The organism is Pseudomonas viciae, assembly GCF_004786035.1.
GTDB classification, from domain to species: domain Bacteria; phylum Pseudomonadota; class Gammaproteobacteria; order Pseudomonadales; family Pseudomonadaceae; genus Aquipseudomonas; species Aquipseudomonas viciae.
In genome coordinates this window covers 5,078,220-5,097,513 of the sequence record NZ_CP035088.1, presented here as the reverse complement: position 1 = coordinate 5,097,513, position 19,294 = coordinate 5,078,220, and the positions used below count along the sequence as shown (strand labels likewise).

Annotated in this window: 10 protein-coding genes; 9 read left to right on the top strand and 1 reads right to left on the bottom strand. The window is 57.7% G+C overall.

The window, feature by feature from the left end; genetic code table 11:
- Positions 1–122 precede the first annotated feature (122 nt).
- The 7 genes from cobU (at position 123) to EPZ47_RS22435 (ending at position 9,235) form a co-directional block, all read left to right on the top strand.
- Positions 123–644, top strand: coding sequence for a bifunctional adenosylcobinamide kinase/adenosylcobinamide-phosphate guanylyltransferase (cobU, locus tag EPZ47_RS22465; RefSeq protein ID WP_135846738.1), 522 nt, complete (start codon positions 123–125; stop codon positions 642–644).
- A complete protein-coding gene (cobT, locus tag EPZ47_RS22460) occupies positions 641–1,696 on the top strand; it encodes a nicotinate-nucleotide--dimethylbenzimidazole phosphoribosyltransferase (RefSeq protein WP_135846737.1) in 1,056 nt (351 codons plus the stop codon). Before cobU ends, cobT begins: the two co-directional genes overlap by 4 nt.
- Positions 1,693–2,268 carry an alpha-ribazole phosphatase family protein gene (gene cobC / locus EPZ47_RS22455; RefSeq protein ID WP_135846736.1) on the top strand — a complete coding sequence of 192 codons (576 nt, stop codon included), beginning with the start codon at positions 1,693–1,695 and terminating at the stop codon, positions 2,266–2,268. The genes cobT and cobC overlap by 4 nt, the downstream gene beginning before the upstream one ends.
- A gap of 2 nt (positions 2,269–2,270) precedes the next feature.
- Positions 2,271–3,002 carry an adenosylcobinamide-GDP ribazoletransferase gene (locus EPZ47_RS22450; RefSeq protein ID WP_135846735.1) on the top strand — a complete coding sequence of 244 codons (732 nt, stop codon included), beginning with the start codon at positions 2,271–2,273 and terminating at the stop codon, positions 3,000–3,002.
- 191 nt (positions 3,003–3,193) lie between these two features.
- Entirely contained in the window at positions 3,194–5,209 is a 2,016-nt protein-coding gene (locus EPZ47_RS22445) for a hypothetical protein (protein WP_135846734.1), read from the top strand.
- A gap of 244 nt (positions 5,210–5,453) precedes the next feature.
- Positions 5,454–7,667 carry an autotransporter outer membrane beta-barrel domain-containing protein gene (locus EPZ47_RS22440; RefSeq protein WP_135846733.1) on the top strand — a complete coding sequence of 738 codons (2,214 nt, stop codon included), beginning with the start codon at positions 5,454–5,456 and terminating at the stop codon, positions 7,665–7,667.
- A gap of 101 nt (positions 7,668–7,768) precedes the next feature.
- Complete coding sequence (locus tag EPZ47_RS22435; protein WP_135846732.1) at positions 7,769–9,235, top strand: hypothetical protein; 1,467 nt, start codon at positions 7,769–7,771, stop codon at positions 9,233–9,235.
- 323 nt (positions 9,236–9,558) lie between these two features.
- Here EPZ47_RS22435 and EPZ47_RS22430 read toward each other — a convergent pair whose 3' ends face one another.
- On the bottom strand, positions 9,559–14,649 hold the full coding sequence (locus EPZ47_RS22430; protein WP_135846731.1) for an RHS repeat domain-containing protein: 5,091 nt from the start codon (positions 14,647–14,649) through the stop codon (positions 9,559–9,561).
- A gap of 700 nt (positions 14,650–15,349) precedes the next feature.
- Between EPZ47_RS22430 and EPZ47_RS22425 the strand changes: the two genes are divergently transcribed.
- Positions 15,350–16,798 (top strand): hypothetical protein, encoded by a 1,449-nt coding sequence (locus tag EPZ47_RS22425; RefSeq protein ID WP_135846730.1) that lies wholly within the window; start codon positions 15,350–15,352, stop codon positions 16,796–16,798.
- Between the two features lie 138 nt (positions 16,799–16,936).
- Positions 16,937–19,282, top strand: a complete 2,346-nt coding sequence (locus EPZ47_RS22420) for a hypothetical protein (protein WP_135846729.1) — start codon at positions 16,937–16,939, stop codon at positions 19,280–19,282.
- The last annotated feature ends 12 nt before the right edge of the window (positions 19,283–19,294 follow it).

Genomic DNA, 19,294 nt, shown 5'->3' with positions numbered 1-19,294 from the left:
CTGGCGCCATCGCGAGCAAGCTCGCTCCCACATTGGATCTGCGGTGTACATAAGTCCCCTGTGGGAGTGAGCTTGCTCGTGATGGGGCCATCAGCAACACCGCCATTTGAAAGGTAAACAACATGCTGCAACTAATCCTCGGCGGCGCCCGCTCCGGCAAGAGTCGCCTGGCGGAAAAGCTCGCCACGGACACTCGACTGCCGGTGACCTACATCGCCACCAGCCAACCCCTGGACGGCGAGATGAACGAGCGAGTCGCCCAGCACCGCGCCCGCCGTCCGGCCGAATGGGCGCTGGTGGAGGAGCCCTTGGCCCTGGCCCGAGTGTTGCGGGAAAACGCCGCTCCCGGGCAATGCCTGTTGGTGGACTGCCTGACCCTCTGGCTGACCAACCTGCTGATGCTCGACGATCCCGAACAACTGCATACCGAACGCGAAGCACTGCTGGACTGCCTGGCCGCGTTGCCCGGTGAAGTCATTTTTGTCAGCAACGAGACCGGAATGGGTGTCGTGCCGCTGGGCGAGTTGACTCGCCGTTACGTCGATGAAGCCGGTTGGCTGCATCAAGCCTTGGCCGAACGTTGTCAGCGCGTCGTGCTGACCGTCGCCGGCCTGCCCCTGACTCTCAAAGGTACTGCGTTATGAATCACCGCTGGTGGCTGGACCCATGCAAGCCCCTCGACACCCAGGCTTTGGAGCAGGCCACGGCCCGTCAGCAACAACTGACCAAACCCGCCGGTTCATTGGGCCGACTGGAATCGGTGGCGGTGCAACTGGCGGGCCTGCAAGGGCAGGTCAAGCCGAGCCTGGATCAACTGTGGATCGCCATTTTCGCCGGCGATCATGGCGTGGTGGCCGAAGGCGTATCGGCCTATCCCCAGGAAGTCACTGGGCAGATGCTGCTCAACTTCGTCAGCGGTGGCGCGGCCATCAGCGTCCTGGCGCGGCAACTGGGCGCGTCCCTGGAAGTGGTGGACCTGGGCACCGTGATGCCTTCGCTGGCCCTGCCCGGTGTGCGCCATCTGAATGTCGGCCCCGGTACGGCGAACTTCCTCCAGGGCCCAGCGATGAGCGCGTCCCAGGGCGAACAAGCCTTGCACGCCGGCCGCGATAGCGTGGCCCGGGCCGTCGCTACTGGGGCGCAACTGTTCATCGGCGGCGAGATGGGCATTGGCAATACCACGGCCGCTAGCGCCCTGGCCTGCGCCTTGCTCGATTGCCCAGTGGCGCATCTGGTGGGGCCGGGCACGGGGTTGGACGCGGCGGGTGTCAGCCGCAAGGCCCAGGTCATCGAACGTGCCCTGGCGCTGCACGCTGCCCAGCACAACGACCCGTTGCAGACCTTGTTCAACCTCGGTGGTTTTGAAATCGCAGCCTTGGTCGGTGCTTATCTGGCCTGTGCCCAGCAAGGCGTCGCGGTGCTGGTGGATGGTTTTATCTGCAGTGTTGCGGCCCTGGTGGCCGTGCGGCTCAATCCCGCGTGCCGGCCATGGTTGCTGTTCGGCCATCGCGGCGCCGAACCCGGCCATCGCCACGTGCTGGAAACCCTCAACGCCGAACCTCTGTTGGACCTGGGCCTGCGCCTGGGCGAGGGCAGTGGCGCGGCGCTGGCGGTGCCGCTGTTGCGCCTGGCCTGTGATCTGCACGGGCAGATGGCGACGTTCGCCGAAGCGGCCGTGGCGGATCGCCCGGCATGACCTTGCGCCTGGACCTGCTGCGTCACGGCGAAACCGAACTGGGCGGCGGACTGCGTGGCAGCCTCGACGACGCCTTGACCGCCAAGGGTTGGGAACAGATGCACGCAGCGGTGGAGCAGGGCGGACCGTGGGATCGCTTGGTCAGTTCACCGTTGCAGCGTTGCGCCCGCTTCGCTGAACAACTCGGCGCCCAACTCGGCGTGCCGCTGCACCTGGACAACGACCTGCAAGAACTGCATTTCGGTGCCTGGGAAGGCCGCAGCGCGGCGGCATTGATGGACACCGACGCCGAAGCCTTGGGCCGGTTCTGGGCCGATCCCTACAGCTTCACGCCACCCGATGGCGAACCGGTGCTGGCGTTTTCCAACCGCGTGCTGGCAGCGGTCGAACGCCTGCACGCGGCCTACGCCGGGCAACGTATCTTGCTGATCAGCCATGGCGGCGTGATGCGTTTGCTGCTGGCCCGGGCCCGAGGCCTGCCTCGGGAACAATTGCTCAACGTCGAAGTCGCCCACGGCGCGCTGTTTTCTCTGCAAGTGTCGTCCGACGCCGTGCTGACAGAGGTTGGCTGAAGATGCTGCCATTCTGGATCGCCCTGCAATTTCTCAGCAGCCTGCCGGTACGCCTGCCGGGCATGCCCGAGCCTGAGCAACTGGGCCGTTCGCTGCTGTTCTATCCGTTGGTGGGGCTGTTGTTCGGTGTTTTGCTGTGGGTGCTCAACGCTCTGCTGCTAGGCGCGCCGCCGTTGCTGCACGCCGCGTTGTTGCTGACGGCGTGGGTATTGCTCAGCGGCGGCCTGCACCTGGATGGTCTGGCCGACAGCGCGGACGCCTGGCTGGGCGGCTTCGGCGATCGCGAGCGCACGCTGTTGATCATGAAGGATCCACGCAGCGGGCCGATTGCCGTCATCACGCTGGTGTTGGTGCTGTTGCTCAAATTCACCGCGCTACTGGCGTTGATCGAGCAAGGGCAGGGCGTGATGTTGATCATCGTGCCGGTGTTGGGGCGTGCCGCGTTGCTTGGGCTGTTCCTGACCACGCCTTATGTGCGTGCCGGTGGTTTGGGTCAGGCACTTGCCGATCACTTGCCCCGGCGTGCGGGGTGGCAGGTGTTGTGGGTGTGCGCGCTGGGCTGTGTGCTGGTGGTGGGCTGGGCTGGCGTCGTTGCGCTGCTGGTCGCCGCGGCGGTGTTTATCGGCTTGCGCCAGATGATGCTGCGCAGGCTCGCGGGGTGCACCGGGGATACCGCCGGGGCCTTGCTGGAATTGCTGGAGATGGCGGTGTTGCTGGGGGTGGTGTTGCTCTGAACGGGCGGTAGCACCTGTCAACTCTGACAGTATCGCCTCGTTAAAAACCGGTGCTTAATTCGCTCAAGGCCTTGGCTGCCACGCAGAGCGATGGGAAGCGTTGTGTAGTGTCCGGTGTTATCGATCTGCCAAAAAACTGGATGGCCGTGGGTGTCTCAACGGCTGAACGTTGTCAATGGGAGAGCGATAACATGGCTAATGCGGATAAAAAACTGGCGCGACGTGAGGCAAACAGCGCTTATCTCAGGGAGCGCACCGAGCACCAGTCGAGGTTGGGCAACCAATACATCATCATTGATCATCCTATAGTGGACATCGCCACAGGTCTGCTCAGCGGCCCCGAACTGAAGGACGGGTTGAAGGTGCAAATTCGTAAGTGGGATGCCCTACCACCTGTGGGCGTACCGGAGAAAATCCAGGTCATGTTCGATCGTACTGGCAATGGTCGTTTTGAGATCATGGCAGAACATGAGTTTGTAATACCCATGGGTGGTAGCGACTTTCCGGAAACCTTCCCCTACCCGATGCTCATCGGGGTCGAGGCTCTTCCGCAAAACTCTCCGTGCCGCGTTAGATATGACCATTGGATCTATAACGCAGAGGTACCAGACGAATCTCCGATAACTCCGCTCATTTGCGACCGCTTGCCACCCTATGATCGTGCCCCGCCGGATGCACTGACCTTTGCAACCACCTACTTCGATGACAGCAACCTGGCCCCCGGCAGCAAGTTGAAGGCCACGATTCCTGGTTATGATGATTGGCAAGCGACTGATCAAATCGCCGTTTATCTGGTGGACGCTGCCCATATTCCTGACGAGCCGACTGGGCTCATCCCGATTTTCTTCGACTATGTCCCCGCCCCGGGCATCTCGGACACCGAGATAGAAATCGATGGCAACCGTGTTCGTGAGTTTGGCGATGCCGAATGCGTGTTCATCTATGTCTTGATCGACAAGGCGACCAATCCCAGCGTTCTGTCGCTTTGGCAGAAAATAAGCCTCACCTTCGGACGGCTACCGACCAACTTGCAAGCACCGGAGGTCCCCCAGGCGGATCCGGGGCCGTTGGTGGTCGAGCATGCTTTGTCGGGGGTGAGCGTCTGGATTCCCCTGTATGACAATCACAAGAGCTATGACTACATTCGATTGAAGTGGGGGAGTACGACGCTGGAGGACGTTGCTGTTGGGCCTAACCCGCCGGCCAGGATCGAGATCCCGGTGGAACCGAAACTCCTCATGCTCGAGGAATACGGCGAAAACACCACTGGCGACAAGGGGACCAACATCAGTTATCACGTCGTGCGTAAAAACCGGCTATTCGGACCTGAAGACCTCGATATCGACGTCAACTTCGAGGTGCCGATCCCCTGGGTCCCCTGGCCGTTTCCCGGCTGGCCCAATCCGGTGCATCCAAGCTTGACGATAGGTGTCGTTACGAATTGGGATGGTAGCCGGACCAACCAGTTGACGCGGGACGACAAGGACAAGGCGGCGGATTTCACCTTTACCTGGTACGACGAGGCGGTTGACGGCCATGTCATCGATTTTTTCTGGAATGGCACTCGTGTCGTTGAGGCCCAGATCACCTTCGATGATACGCAGCATACACCTGGCGACGACGAAACCGTCGAGATCCCTTGGACTTACATCAAGAACGGGGGCAATGGCACCAAGGTACCGGTGCACTATCAGTTGAGCGCGCCAGGCATTGAGAATGACCTGGAATCCATCCCAACCGAGGTCAACGTCAATGCCATAGCCGTTGAACTGCCACCTGCGAGTTTTCCTACCATCTCTACCCCTTATCCAGGCTGCTCGGTGCTGGATGACGATGGCGCGCTCCAGGTCGCCATCCCTGACCTCACCGGCGTGCTCGAGGATGGTGACGAAATCAATTTCGTCTTCACCCCCATGAGAGGGGAGTTTCTGAACGACCCTGAAGATCCGATCACCGCCGCGATATTCAGGCAAGACTACGTGTTGGGCGCTGCCGGTACACCTCTGACCGGCTTTATCATTCGAGTGGCACCTTATGCGGACCATATCCTGCCGCTTTATACCGAGAACGCAGGAACGAATCACAGGGGCCGGGCGAAGATCCAGTATTTCCACGATGACGGCTCGGAAATACTTGAATCGACACCGCACACAACCATCACCGCCTTCCACATGCCGGACACGCCGTGCGAGATCCCAAGGCCTTAGCCTGGAAGCATGCACCCGGGCGTTTGTTGCCCGGGTGTGCATGTTGACGCTCCCTCATGGAGGGACCTCTACATCGATATTTCACACCGAAGCAATGAGAAAAATCTCACGAACACAGGGATAAGTCCTACATATCTTCCGGAAACGAGTGCTTAGGATTGCCGCCTTTTGATCGTCCAGAGCAAGGCAGCAAGGCGCCAGGCAAGGGCGATTGCCAGACAGCTTGTTCACCCAGGAGTTACTCATGTCCGTCAGCCACTCATTCTCCATCACGCCGCTTGCGCGCGTTCTCAAACTTGTGACCCTCGCGCCATTGTTGCTACTGAGTCCGACCGGCCTGGCACAGACGCTCATCGAAAACGGTGCGTCCAAGACCATCGATGCCACCACCACGACTGACGATTACCTGGTGGAGACCGAAAGCAAGCTGACGGCCAATGGCGCCACGACTTACCAGATCCATGCGTCCGGCGGGTCGACGATCAATTTGAGCGATACCCAGGTCACCGCTCAAGGCAATGCCAACGGCGTCAATTTAGTTGGCAGCGAAGCGACCATCGCCAACGGCAGCAAAGTCGTCAGCAGCAACGTCGGGCTGCGCCTGGCAAACTCGGCCGCCGGTGGATCTACCGCGGTGGTCAGCGACAGCGAGATCGTGGGTGGGCGAGCGGGAGCAGTCCTCAGTGCCCGCAGCCAACTGATACTCGAGGCCGGTTCCACCGTGACTGCCAGCAACGCCAATGGCGTCGGCGTACAAAGTTTCGGCGGCAAGATTTCCGCCACCGACAGCACCATCGTTGGGGGGCTCAACGGTGTGTACGTGTTTGCCGACCTCAACCTGTCCGCCGACAACGCATTGATCCTGGATAACTCCCGCGTCGAAGGCTTGACCGGTTCGGCGATCGTTGTCGATGGCCAGACCCAGACCAACAACGAACGGGTGAATATCGAAGTCAACAACGGCTCTACCCTGGTGGCTGGCAACGGTAAGCTCTTGGAAGTCGTCAATGGTTCTTCGGCGAATTTCAAGGCCGATAACAGCCAATTGGTCGGTGACATCATCGTGGAGGAAGGCAGCAGCGCTAACGTTGTGTTCGACAACTTCGCGACGCTCACCGGTCGCCTGGAAAACGTCGAGAGCCTGACTATCAACAACGAAGCCCGGTGGGTGATGGTTGGTGACGGCGAGGTCGAGAAGCTGGACATGAACGGCGGTGGTATTCAGTTCGGCAACCCGGGCGAATTCTACAAATTGACCGTGGGCGAGCTGTCGGGCAACGGCACGTTCTACATGCACACCAACTTCACCACGGGCCAGGTCGATACGCTGACGGTGACCGGCACGGCCACCGGTAATCATCTGGTGGCGCTCGACAGCAGTGGCACCGAGCCGGGGGCTGCGAGCTCCATTCCGGTGGTTCACATCGGCGGTGGCGATGCCCAGTTTTCCTTGCTGGGTGGGGAAGTGGACCTGGGGGCTTTCTCCTACAACCTGATCAAGCAAGGCGACAATGACTGGTACCTGAATACCGCTTCAAAAGTCATCAGTCCCGGTACCCGATCAGTGCTGGCGCTGTTCAATGCCGCACCGACGGTCTGGTACGGCGAACTCAGTACCTTGCGCAGCCGCATGGGCGAAGTGCGCAGAGACACAGGCAAGGCCGGTGGCTGGATGCGTGCCTATGGCAACAAGTTCGATGTCGGCGCAAGTGCTGGCGTGGCTTACAAACAGACCCAGCAGGGCCTGTCGTTGGGTGCCGATGCACCGTTGCCGGTCGGTGATGGGCAGTGGTTGGTGGGGGGGCTGGGTGGCTACAGCAAGTCTGATCTGGACCTTAGCCGTGGCACCACGGGCGAAGTCGACAGTTACTACCTGGGTGCCTACACCACGTGGCTGGATGAGGAGAGCGGCTACTACTTCGACGGTGTGCTCAAGTTCAACCGCTTCCAGAACGAGTCCTCGGTCCAATTGAGCGATGGCCGTAAAACCAAGGGCCGCTATGACAGCCACGGCGTCGGTGCATCCCTGGAGTTCGGTCGTCACCTCAAGCTGGCCGACGACTACTTTGTCGAACCCTACACCCAGCTCTCGGGTGTGATCATCCAGGGCAAGGACTATCGCCTGGATAACGGCTTGGCTGCCGAAGGTGACCGCACGCATTCGCTGTTGGGCAAGGTCGGCGCGACAGTCGGACGCAACTTCGACATAGGCGAAGGTTACGTGTTGCAGCCGTACCTGCGTGCAGCGTATGTGCACGAGTTCGCCAACAACAACGAAGTGAAAGTGAACGACAACAAGTTCAGCAATGATCTCTCGGGTTCGCGCGGCGAGCTGGGTGCGGGTGTCTCTGTGACACTGACCGACAAGGTGTCGGTCCACGCTGATTTTGATTACAGCAACGGCAATAAGATCGAGCAACCGTGGGGGGGCAACGTGGGCGTGCGCTATCTCTGGTAATTCAATGGGCTGACGCTGCACGACGCGTTCAATGTTCTTTACACGCTGCGAGGATAACGGCCACGGTCATTGTCCTCGCGCTTCTTTAAGGAGTCTTGTTCATGAGCGAGTCAACGAATACGTCGTCTTCCTATAGCCCTAAAGAGCTGCTTGCACCCAGCGTGGAGGAACTGCTCGATAACATTCCGGGTGGTGAACCCAATTTGCTCCCGGAAGCCGCCACGCACGACGACCTGAAGGTCTGGTTTGAGTTGTGGGAGCACTCTGATCCTAAGCTGGGTGAAGAGTCGGTTGAACTGTTTCTTGACGACAACCCGGACCCGGTAGATCGCCGCACCTGGGAGGGAGCAGATATTGAGCCATCCGACCAGTATGTGACCTTGTTTCAACGATTTCTGCGCGGTAATGACGGGCGTCATCGGTTGCATTACAAGACGCAGGGTTATAACCATGAGACTGATACATCCGCCGTGTTGGTGATCACGCTCGATACCACCGCGCCGATTCTGGCGGTGAACAGTCAATTACTGATCGACCCGTACATCATCGAGAAGGGCCTCTCCGAGCAGTACCTCATCGACCATGGCGGGGTTGTTACCGTGAGGGTTCCTCCTTATACGGAGCCCAATCCCGGCGATAAAATCACGGCAAAATGGCTGAATGAAAACAACGGTCAGTACGAAGAGGTTATCAAGGACCTTACACGGGATGACTATGAAGACCCCATATTCATTGATTTCCCTGAAGCGCTGATCCGTATCGTGGGCGATGGCATGCGCTCGATTTCCTACCACGTGGCCGACAGGGCCGGTAATGAAACAGCCGAGTCCACGGCGGTTTCGTTTCAAGTAGCGGTGGTGCGCGCGCCGCATTACGTGCCTCATCCGTGGATCATCGAGGCTGAAGGAAGCCCCGCGGAGTATGCCGACCTGAACCCACAGAACGTAATAGTCGGTGCCACGGCGAAAATCCCTGACGATGCCGTCTATTACAATGACGATATCGTCCATATGCAGTTTGGTGAGCCAGGTACGGTGGGGGCCATCCCCATTCCCGTGCCCTGGGGCACAAAACAAGTGCGCGTACCACCGGCCAATATTGCGGCGATGTTCCAAAAGCGCGTGACGGTTTATTACGATCTGGTCCTGGCAGACTCCTCGAACAAACAGTCCAGGACCCTGACGGTAGCGATTGGCTCGTACCCTGTGTATCGATTCCACGTGCCTCAGCTTGAGTCCCCTTTTACCGACCCTGTCTCTAAAGCGAGTATTACCGATGCGGGAGTGCCCGTTTATCAACGTGCATGGGCCTTTATCAGCGAGGCGTGCCTGGTGACCATTACGGTGTTGGGTAAGAATGCCCAGGCTCAAAACGTGAGCGAAATTGTGTTGAATGAGCATCGGGTTCAACAGGCGGAAGTCACGGCAGGGATACGTGTCCGGCTGCCGAAGGCCTTTATGTCGTCTCTGATGGCTAATCAAAAATTCACCGTCGAGACCAAAGTCAGCTTCGATGGGGGTGAAAGATGGACACGGTTCGACCTTTTGACGCCGACGCTGATCGAGTGAGTCCGGGTGGTCATTGTGGTAGGTGTTTTGGCTGGACTCGCCAATACGAGCATCACCGTTTTGCGAGGTGATCACAGCCTTGCATGCAGCCTGGTGCCCCCCTGTGGGAGCAAGCTCGCGATGATGTCGGCACATCCAACATCAACGGCACAGAAAGATTGCTATCGCGAGCAAGCTTGGCTCCCACAGTTGCCTGACTGACATCAGGCGAGTGTCCGCCACAATGAATCTGACCAGCCTTCTTGGTATTCTGGGGGAGGCTGGGCGTTGTTTAATGATGTTTCTTTATGGGAAAGCCAGGCAATCTGGGCTTGCCTGTGGTCTCATATGGTGGGCTTCGGCCGCTTCTTCCGCTTCACCCAAGTTAGCTGGTCTGGGTGCTCAGCTGTTCTGTGCGCAAACCAATCTCGCCCCCCCTCTACAGGATTTACCTCCAGATTGGCTTGGTCTAACGCCACCCATTCCTCCCTCGTACGAGTACGAGTACGATCACGAGCGTTGCCTTCTCGCGAAGGTTTACCAGCGCCATTGCCGTTTTGGGCCTCGCTAGTGTCACTAATGCTTCGTTTTGATCTACTGCTGCCAGAGCCTTGTGAGCTAACACTGCTCCTAGGCGATGGCGTTCTTGAACTTGGCGCGCTTGAGAGTGGGGGGAACGGGTGCTCACTGCTAGCGTCGCTGGAAAATGACTTTCGCGGCTCCTCCCTCCCGAACTGATCAAAATCTAAATTATCTAAAGGGCCGAAGGAACTCGTCGAAGGCCTAGGCGTGGGACTCGGGGCTTGCGCCGTCGGCCCCATGATCGTTGGAATCTTGAGCGTCGGAATTTTGATCCTGGGCAACGCAATCCCAGCGAGGACTATATCACCCCACAGCGCGACTCTCCTGAGGTTCGGATCCTGCAAGAACATTGCTGCAGCCCCCACCCCCAACGACGCAATAAACGTGGCTCCCGCAATGGCAGGCCCTGCAGCATTGATAGCTGCCCCTGTTGCCCCGACCACCATTGTCACCATCGCCGTCGTGTTCGCTGTCCATCCGGAAATAGCCGCCAAAGCCGCGATCATGGGAGCTGGGTCAAGTGTAAAGACTGATACGAACAAGGCGAAGAGCGAAACGCCCAAGCCCGCGCCAAGGTTGAACCAAGTGTTATGAATGAGCTCGTTCTGCGCTTGATGCCCAGTCGGATCACTAAAAGCAATCGGATTCCCGGCACAATACATATAACAATTAAGCCCACCCGAGCCGAACGGACTCAGGGCATCGGGGCTGTGGAAACGCATCAAACTCGGGTTGTAGGCCCGATAACCATTGCCCAGCAAATACCATCCAGTGCTTTCTACCGCCTCGCCATTGAAGGCCAGCAAGCTCTGCAGGCTGCTGTTCTCGTCCCGTTCGCCATAAGCACCGTAGACGGCACTGCGCAGGTCGTTGCCCTGGTTTTCGCCGATGACCGAACGCTTGGCGTCGGTCAGCAGCAACAGTGTCTGCCCGGTGTCACTGGGGGTTTGTTGGCCCAGGGGTTGGCCTTTATGGTAGAGGAGCTGGACATGATGATCATCGTGCAGCGTGTCAGTGACCCGTGTGCCCTGGTAAAAGCGCAAGGTCTGGGTATCGCCTTGGGGCGTGACCGCCTGCAACTGGTCATGGGGGTCATAACGGTACGCGGTGAGGGACAATCCCGCCGGGGTTTTGACTTCCACCAGGCGTCCCTGGCTGTCATAGCTCAGCCGGCGACCCAACTCGTCGTGTTCCAGGTTACCGTCGGCGTCATAGTTGAAACGGGTTTCCAGGTGCTGGTAGTCCGGATGGCTGTGGCGGGCGCCCACCAGTTGGCAAGGATCGTCCTCGGCGAAGGTGAAGTGCGCGATGTCCAGGCGTCCATCGTTGAACACCGTGCGCGTATAAATGATGTTGTCCAGCGTATCGAACTCGAAGTATTGGCTGACGATGGCATTGCCAAAACGGTCCTTGGGCAAGTCGCTGCCCGAACACCGATAGCGCTCCAGGCGACCGCGCAGGTCGTAGCTGTAGGTTTCCAGCAGGGCGCTGGCGCCGGTGACCCGCAGGTGCCGGGTCTTTACATTGCTGTCGGCCAGGTAGGTCAACTCGATGGAGCGTTCGGCGTCGATTGGTTGGCCTTGTGCGTTGAGCAAAACCAAGGTGCGCAAGGTTTCGCGCCCGAGCTCATCGAATTCCAGGGTGGTCGTCAGTTTATTTTGAGTGGTCTTGTCGGTACTGGTGGTGCGGAACAGGCGGCCGATTGCATCGTATTCGAAGACGGCCTGCAATTGACCTTGCTCGATGCCGAGTAGCCGCCCGTTGCGTCGGTCGTAATCCATCAGGGTTTGATGGTTGCCGATATCGGTACGGCTCAAGCGACGGCCTTTGAGCGAGGTGTTGTAGCTCGTGCGGTAGGTTTTGTTATCGACGGCATCTTTCCAGGTTTCGCCAGTCAGGCGTCCCACTTCATCATAGGAAAAGTGATATTCGCCCTGGTTGTTTTTCGAGCTGTCGAGCCGAGCGTCCAGCACGTCGACTTCGAAGGAAGACTCATCGTCGGGGGCGCTGATGAGTGTCGGTTTTTCGCTCAGGCCACGCTTGTATTGATAGTTGATCTGGTTGCCGGCCGGGGTGATGCGGTGTTTGGGTTGGAAATGGCCGGCTTCATATACCTGTTGCTCGTGTCTTGAGCCCACCGTGATGCTGACCAGCCGATCCAGGCCATCGAATGCTTGTTCGCCGACGTTGCGCATGGGCACCTGGATATTGCCCGGTTCGACATCGATTGAGGTGCGCAGCTCGGCCTGGCTGTGCTCGGCGTAGGTGTTATGGACGGTGGTCAGGTCGGGCAGGGTGGTACTGCACAAGCGCGCGAAAGCATCGTAGCGATAGCGCGTGACCTGGCCGAGTTCGTCGATCTCCAGGGTGCAATTGCCCAACCCGTCGTACTTGAACGCTGTTTGACTGAGGTGTCGCCCATCTACTCCGATGTGTTCGACACTGACGGTTTTTTCGAAACGATTGGTGATGGTCCGGGCCCGTGCGGTGCCGTCGATCCATGTTTCGGTGGTAAAGGCTATCGGGTTGTTGAGGGTCCACTCCTTCACCCCGTCGGGCCGGGTGACGCTGTCCTGCAGCCCCCACAGGTCATAGGTGTAGGACGTGGTCAAGCTGAGGTTGGTGGTTTCCAACCAATCGATTTCCGTTTCCTCGACCAAAAAGCCCTTGGCGTTGTATTTCGCGGTGTAGATATCGCGATAGCTTGCGCCGGAGTGGTCGTGGTCTTCCATTTCCTCGCGCACGGCCCGGCTCAGCCCGTCGAAGTACGTGCGCACCCGCACGCCCTTGACGTCTTCCATCTGCTGGTAGGCCTGGGTCCTTATCGGGGTTTGCCCCGCATCGGCCGGGCGGATCAAACGGTAGCCGTAGCGGCGCGTGGCCGGGTAGTCGCTGTCGGGGGCCTGGGTTTCGCTCAGCACCCGGTTCAGGGCGTCATAGCGATAACTGTGTTGAACGCCGTTGTCGGTGACCAGCAACGGTTCGCCGTTGAGCATCGAGCGCTCGTCGACCACTGTGCGTACGGCACTGTCGACATCGGTCGATGCTCGTTGCTCGGTGCGCAATGACTGCTTGCTGGGGTTTTTTGTGTAGCTGTATTCGATGAAGGACGTGGGGCCGCTGTCACTGCCCAGGGTGATGGCTTGCCGGGAGCGCCGGCCGTGGGTCAGTGGGTCGGCGGGAGCATTGATGTAGTGAAAAACCGTGCGTGAAAGCTGTTGCTCCGTCGGCTCTTGCGCCACGAACCCATTCGAGCGCCCGAAGGATGACGCGGGCGTGTCGATCAATTCATACAGGCGCTCTTCCACCACGTACAACCAGGGCAAGGTGATCGGGCTGTCATCGAGGGGCGTGAGGGGGGGCAAGGACTCATAGCGAAACCGGGTGCGCATGACCGGCGCGCCCGGTTGAAGGTCCGGAACCCGCTCGGGGTCGTTTGCCGGCGCCAGAGTCTTCTCCTGGACATGCCGCACAAAACCATAAGGGTCCGCCGGGCAAAAACCTTCGAGCCCTTCAACGGGGTAATAAGTGATTTTTTCGGTCACGCCGCTGGGCTCTACCCGTAGCGTCTGATTGCCATGGATGTCGTATTCGCTGATTTCCGTGTCCATGCGCCAGAAGCGCGGGTCATCACTGATCGACCATAACGTCGACATTTTTCTTGGCAGCTGGCATTGCCGTGGCTGGTTGTCGAAGGACAGCTTGTCGTCATCATCGGCGTAATAACGGGTGCGTATGGTTTTCTGGTGGTTGCCCTGGGCGATGACTTCCTGGGTCTGCAAGTGGAAGCGGTTGAACGTGCGGGTGATGCTGCGCACCGTCTCGGTCCCGCTCATCAGGCTTTCGGTGGTGGTGTAGGTGTAGGGTTCGAGGACTTTGAAGAGGTTGTCCAGGCCGTCGTCATCCCAGTTGATGGCGCTGCCATAGCCGAGGAAATTATGGCTATCGGCCCCGTAGCTGTATGCCACGACAATGGGCGGATTATCGCCGCCCGGGTCGGTGGTGTGGCGGGTCACCCTGGGCAATTTGCGTTGGGTATCCCGGCCGGGGAAACCATGGCCCTCGTCGTTGTACAGGATGGTTTCATGGGTACCCAAAGGCGTCCAGACCGCGCTGATGCAGCTCAGGGTTTTCTCCGTCTGGTATTCGAAGCGCCAGCCGGCGCCTTCGGTGGTCGGCAGGGTGATGCGTTCGACGTGATCATTTATCAGGTTCAGCACCACTTGCGCCGAAGGGATCCCATTGGTGAGGCCCATGGCAAACGTGACGGTATGCGCGGCCGTATCGCGGGTGATCCGCAGCAATGCCCCGGTGCTGTCGAGAAGGGCACTGAGCATCGGTTGGCCACTGGGGGCGGTAATGTACTCAAGGCTGACCTCATGGCCTTGCGGGGAATACATTTTTACCGGCACGGCCACTTGTGGCGAGGCCCCCTTCAATTCGAGCACTTCCACGAGCCCTGATTTGTGCACGACCTTGAATCGGTTATCGTTATCGGGCAGGGTGAATAAATGGAAGCTTTCTATTTTCTGCTCTTTCATCCGCAGGCGATGGGTAAAACCGGGGTAGGGCCCCGTCACCCTGAACGTTTCGCCTGAATGCAACGAGATGATCTGGGTGTCGGACGCATATTGCGTCAGGCCCATTTCCCAACCCAGGCCAAAACCGGCGTCGACGGTGTTGAGAGGGTTGAAGTTGAGTGTCAGGGGCACCACCGGGCCGCTGAGTTCGCAGGTTTTGACTTCTGGTAGAGATAAGGAAACCGTGTATTGGCCCGTGCGCGCGTCGACTCCGGATTGGACGAAACTTAGGAAGTTGAAGGCGTTGGAGTGGACCGCGGTGGTGGTGGCCATATTAATGTCTCTTGAAGCGTAATATTAATATTTCATTTTCCTTCGCTGACAGCTACGCAGCTAAGATGTCCATTGATCTGGCTGTCGCCTGCGCGATGCCTGATCTTCAATACGCCAGGTGCAATGACTGAGTTCAAAGGTGCTGAGTACATTACAGCGAGAGATATGTAGCTGTCAGCGGGAGTGGTGGTCGGGTCTTTTGTCATGCGAACTTCTATTTCCCAACTATCGTTCCATCTGCAGTTACCTCCAGGCCACCGATCATCCAAAAAAGTGATGTGGAGTGCGGACGGTACGTTAACGAAGCGAACGGTATATGCCTGATCATTTGTGCATCCATAGTTTCCAACATAATACTCCCCTGGAATAGCTGGGATGCTGCACTCTCGGACGCCATCACCTTCACGAACCATAATGTATCCTGCGGCATTGCTTGCGGTGATTATGCAATGGGAACCTATTAGACTAAATAAAAGAAGGGTAAAGCTCTTTCTGAAAGTGTTCATATTCTGATCTCAGCTTTTAGAGGATGCGGTTCGCATAAATATAACCGAAAATTTTTCCGCGTAAACCTAACACTTCTGATAGTTCCAAAGCCGCTCGTTCAGGCGTAAATCTTAAAGACAGGAGCCCAGTAGCTGTCCTTTGCATCGCTGAAAAAACTTCATTAAGTATTTTTAAAGCATAAGGAACCCGGAGCATGACGATTCGGATGCAGCCCAATCCACTGCCGGTGGTGCAGATCAGAGAAGCCCATGACCTTCATCTGGACCTGGAGAAGGCGGAGTTGATCATCACCCCGTGGATGGTGCCGTACCAGGCGATGGCGGTGGGCGATACGGTCACTTTGCATTGCCGCAGGTTTTACCCTGACGGCAGCGAATATTTCCCGGCGCTGGCCTATCCGAGCGTTATTCAGGAGGGGCAGCCGGGCAAACCCCTGGGCCTGTTTCTCAACCGCTCCGACCTGATGCGGGTCGAGGATGGCTCCATTGAATTGCACTACGGTATCCAATACGTCGGCACCGAGCAGGCCGTCACCTTCTCCGCTCGGCAAACCTTTCAACTCCTGGCCCCGAGCTCGGCGATGTTGCCGGAGTTGACGATCGTCGGACACGAGGGCGGCACGATCAACCCCCTGTTGTTTCCCGATGGCTTGCCGTTGCGCATCGAGGGTTATCCCGGCATGAGCGACGGTGATGACCTTCTCTGCCATGCCGTTTCATCCGCCACGGGCGTGGTGCCGATCGTCTTGCGGGCCAGGGTCGACGCATCGACCCTGGACAAAGGCTTTTTTGAATTCATGCTCGATGCCGAATGGGTCAGCGTCAGCCAGGGCGCCGGGATCGATTTGCGCTACGAATATGCCAGGGTCGGTGCGGCGCTCTCGGCTACACCCTATCAGGTCAACGTGCGCACACCTTTGAATCTGCCGATGGTCATCGTCCAGAACGCCCGACCCGATCCGGAGGATCCGGTACCGGGTGAGGGCGTCTTGGATGTCCTGAGCTTAAGCGCCTCCGGCGTGACCATCGATATTGACCCGCAAGCCAACTATGGGCCCGATGACGAAGTCAAAGTGTATTGGGACGGCTACGGCACCAGTGGCAAACATATTGCCTTGGCGCCCGTGACCCCTGAGGGGCGTACGTACAACATTCCCCCACAATACATTCCTGCGAACCTGGATAAGGCGGTTCGGGTTTATTACACCGTAATGCAGCAGGGAGAACCGGCACCGGTGCCGTCGCAAGTGTTCATTGTCCGCGTATTGCCCATCGACAAGTATCGTTACCAGACCATTCAGTCCGCCCAGGCCCAGCAAAACAACGGGACCATCTATGTCAGCCGAATTACCCCGGTTGGCGAGTTGTTCACCCTGCATGCCTGGCCGTATATGCGTGAAGACCAGATCGTCAATGCGGTCATTAATGGGAAGAACAACAGTGATTCTCCCGTATCGGCCTTCATTCTTGAAAACTACGTTGTCAAGGATACGGACGTTACGGCCAGGTTAATTGCAAAGGCTGTTTTACCTGCGGCGTTTCAGCCTTTGAAGCGTGGCAGCATCAATGTGCAAGTCACTATTACCTATGAGCAAGGTGCGGAAACAGCCTATCTACCTGCCGGTTTTGTATTGGCGGATTGACCCTCAACTTTAAGTGGACTGGCAGCCACTCCATTTCCCGAGAAGAGAATAAGTACCATGGCCGCGCCCCGGAAAACGTTTGCAGAGTATTTGCAATGGGCCGCACTCAAACCACGGACCAGCGGGTGGAGTGCGCTGGTGGCTTATGACCGAAACAAATGTAACCAGATGCTGTTGCAGGAATACATCGAGAAGCACGACAAACACTCGACGATGCCCCCCATCAATGAAACCTATGGCTCATCGGAGTTCACCTGGCACTGGTTGCTCGATTACGTCACTGATGCGCCACGCCTGAGCTTTGAAAACGACCCCGACGGCCAGAAGGCCGAAGTCAACATGAGCATGGCCATTGTCGGAGGCAAGAACATAGCGCTGAACGACGCGGGCGGCTTCGCTCAAGTCAATAGAATCAGCTCCTTCGACCCTTTGGACCATCCAACATTGGAGGTCGAACGGGTACAGCTCAAAGACATTCAGGGCGGGGTCACGGAAGACGGCGAGGTGTTGCTGGATTTGGGCGATCCTGATTACCAGGGTCATCACTGGCAAGTTTCTGGCGATGAGTCGGAACATGAGTGCCTGGCGGCCGGCGCCTTCTTCAAGCGTAAGTTCAGGGAGGCTGACCGGGTTCGGCGGACATTTACCCTGGGGACGCTGGCACAGACCAGCCAAGCCTTCATGAAACCTCAATCTTTCCGGCTACGCGCCATCATGGAAGAAGGCGGGGCTTCTCGTGGAGCCTCGAACTACGGCAATGGCGCCATTGAAATGCGCATCGCCTTGGATGATGACCTCCAAGGTGGGGAGCCAGGGGAAGACTGGGTATACCCCCTGCCGAGTGACCGAGCGGATCTCAATGCAATGATGATGTTCGGCTCCCGCTTCTTCATGCATGGGATTATTGGTAAAGGCACGGCCAGGGCATTCAATGCGCCCAATGCCCAATTTGAAAGTCGAACGGATTCCAGAGGATTCGTCGAATGGCTTGGCGTCAAGTATGGAACTGAAGGGTACCTGGAAATTCCACCGTTCGAGGCATTGATTGGCACAAAAAAGCTGACGTTTCACAACTATAAACTTCCCATTCATCTCAGTGCTGATCATCGGCTCACCATGACACTTTTCCGGGACGCGGATGGCTCGCTATCGCTGGGTGTGGGCATGGGCTCTCAAGATGTAAGACGGCTGATGGTCTGCACCGTGAATGGCGTGCCATTCCATTGTTTAATGGGCCTTGGTTTGAGCGCCACTTATCGATTTTCACTGGATCAAGCGTCGCATCGTTTAAAGGTGAAACTGGGCTCATTCAATTCGTTCGTACGTTACGTTCCTAACTTGCTCTTGCCACTTGACGTGCTTTCCTACATGGACACGTCTGCCTTCCGAACAGGGCTGGGCAATCTTGTCGCCCTCACAGCGATGCAAATATTCAACGGCCTCGAAGAGATCGATGTATTCACGCTGAATACGCTCTTATTAAATGCCGAGAATGCCATACAACTCAAGACCGCCGATCTGACGGGTGAAATGCTGCTGTTCGGCTCTATTGGCCCTGGCCTGGACACATTTGTCATTGATCCAGTGGAAGTTCTGTTGAGCCACGGACAGGCTCACCAGTTTAGAACACTGCCCGCCACCTCAAGGGTCAAATGGACGGTGGAAGATCTCGAGGGTAACGCTGCGGGTGCGGGGCAAATGAATGCCGACACCGGTGCTTATATCGCCCCATCCCTGGCACAGATCTCCGGCACTTATAAGCGGATAAAAGTTACTGCGACCGGACCCGGCAACCGCCATATCAGCAGGGCGCTGATCACGGTGGTGGCCAGGACGATCACGCTCAATCCGCTGATCGAGGTTTGTAATGGCTCCGAATCTGGGAAACCAGCAGAAAGTCGTACGCTTTCGGCCCATTGCATGGGTGGTGCCTTGAGATGGCGTGTCGAGGGCGGCGGTCGTATTAACGAAGCCGCTGATGAAAATGGCGAGAATACATACTACGCGCCGCTGAAGCACGCAGCGCCCGGGCCCTCATTTACGCTAGATAAAATAATCGTTACCCATACAACCACCCATCAAGAGCAAACAACCTTGATGGTACTCAAACATTTTGTTTCGGCCGTCGTTATATACACCGATTTTGAGGACTTGCCCGCCAATCGAGTGAAGTTGACTTGCAAACTAAGCGGCGGCACTCCACCACAGCCACCAATGTGGGGATATATACCCGAAGATGCCGGGACGATTGATCAAGACACGGGTTTATTCACTGTCAGTCAAACGACCAGCAGTCAATTTGTACTCATCACCGTGCGGATTGATTTAGGCTGGCTTCAGGTCGACGGTTTTACCATTCTTCCTTTACCGCTCGCCCCCCTTGCGCCCAAGCCCGCCCCAGAAGTTTTGTCCAACCAAACAAAGTGCTCTTCAACTACCCGCACTGACACAACGTGTACGGATAACTTGCCTATTCATTCGTGACGATCGGCAAGT

Bases quoted from the DNA above. Each gene is read 5' to 3' on its own strand.
- EPZ47_RS22450 (WP_135846735.1), top strand. From the start codon at position 2,271: ATGCTGCCATTCTGGATCGCCCTGCAATTTCTCAGCAGCCTGCCGGTA.
- cobT (WP_135846737.1), top strand. From the start codon at position 641: ATGAATCACCGCTGGTGGCTGGACCCATGCAAGCCCCTCGACACCCAG.
- EPZ47_RS22435 (WP_135846732.1), top strand. From the start codon at position 7,769: ATGAGCGAGTCAACGAATACGTCGTCTTCCTATAGCCCTAAAGAGCTG.
- cobU (WP_135846738.1), top strand. From the start codon at position 123: ATGCTGCAACTAATCCTCGGCGGCGCCCGCTCCGGCAAGAGTCGCCTG.
- EPZ47_RS22440 (WP_135846733.1), top strand. From the start codon at position 5,454: ATGTCCGTCAGCCACTCATTCTCCATCACGCCGCTTGCGCGCGTTCTC.
- EPZ47_RS22445 (WP_135846734.1), top strand. From the start codon at position 3,194: ATGGCTAATGCGGATAAAAAACTGGCGCGACGTGAGGCAAACAGCGCT.
- EPZ47_RS22425 (WP_135846730.1), top strand. From the start codon at position 15,350: ATGACGATTCGGATGCAGCCCAATCCACTGCCGGTGGTGCAGATCAGA.
- cobC (WP_135846736.1), top strand. From the start codon at position 1,693: ATGACCTTGCGCCTGGACCTGCTGCGTCACGGCGAAACCGAACTGGGC.
- EPZ47_RS22430 (WP_135846731.1), bottom strand. From the start codon at position 14,649: ATGGCCACCACCACCGCGGTCCACTCCAACGCCTTCAACTTCCTAAGT.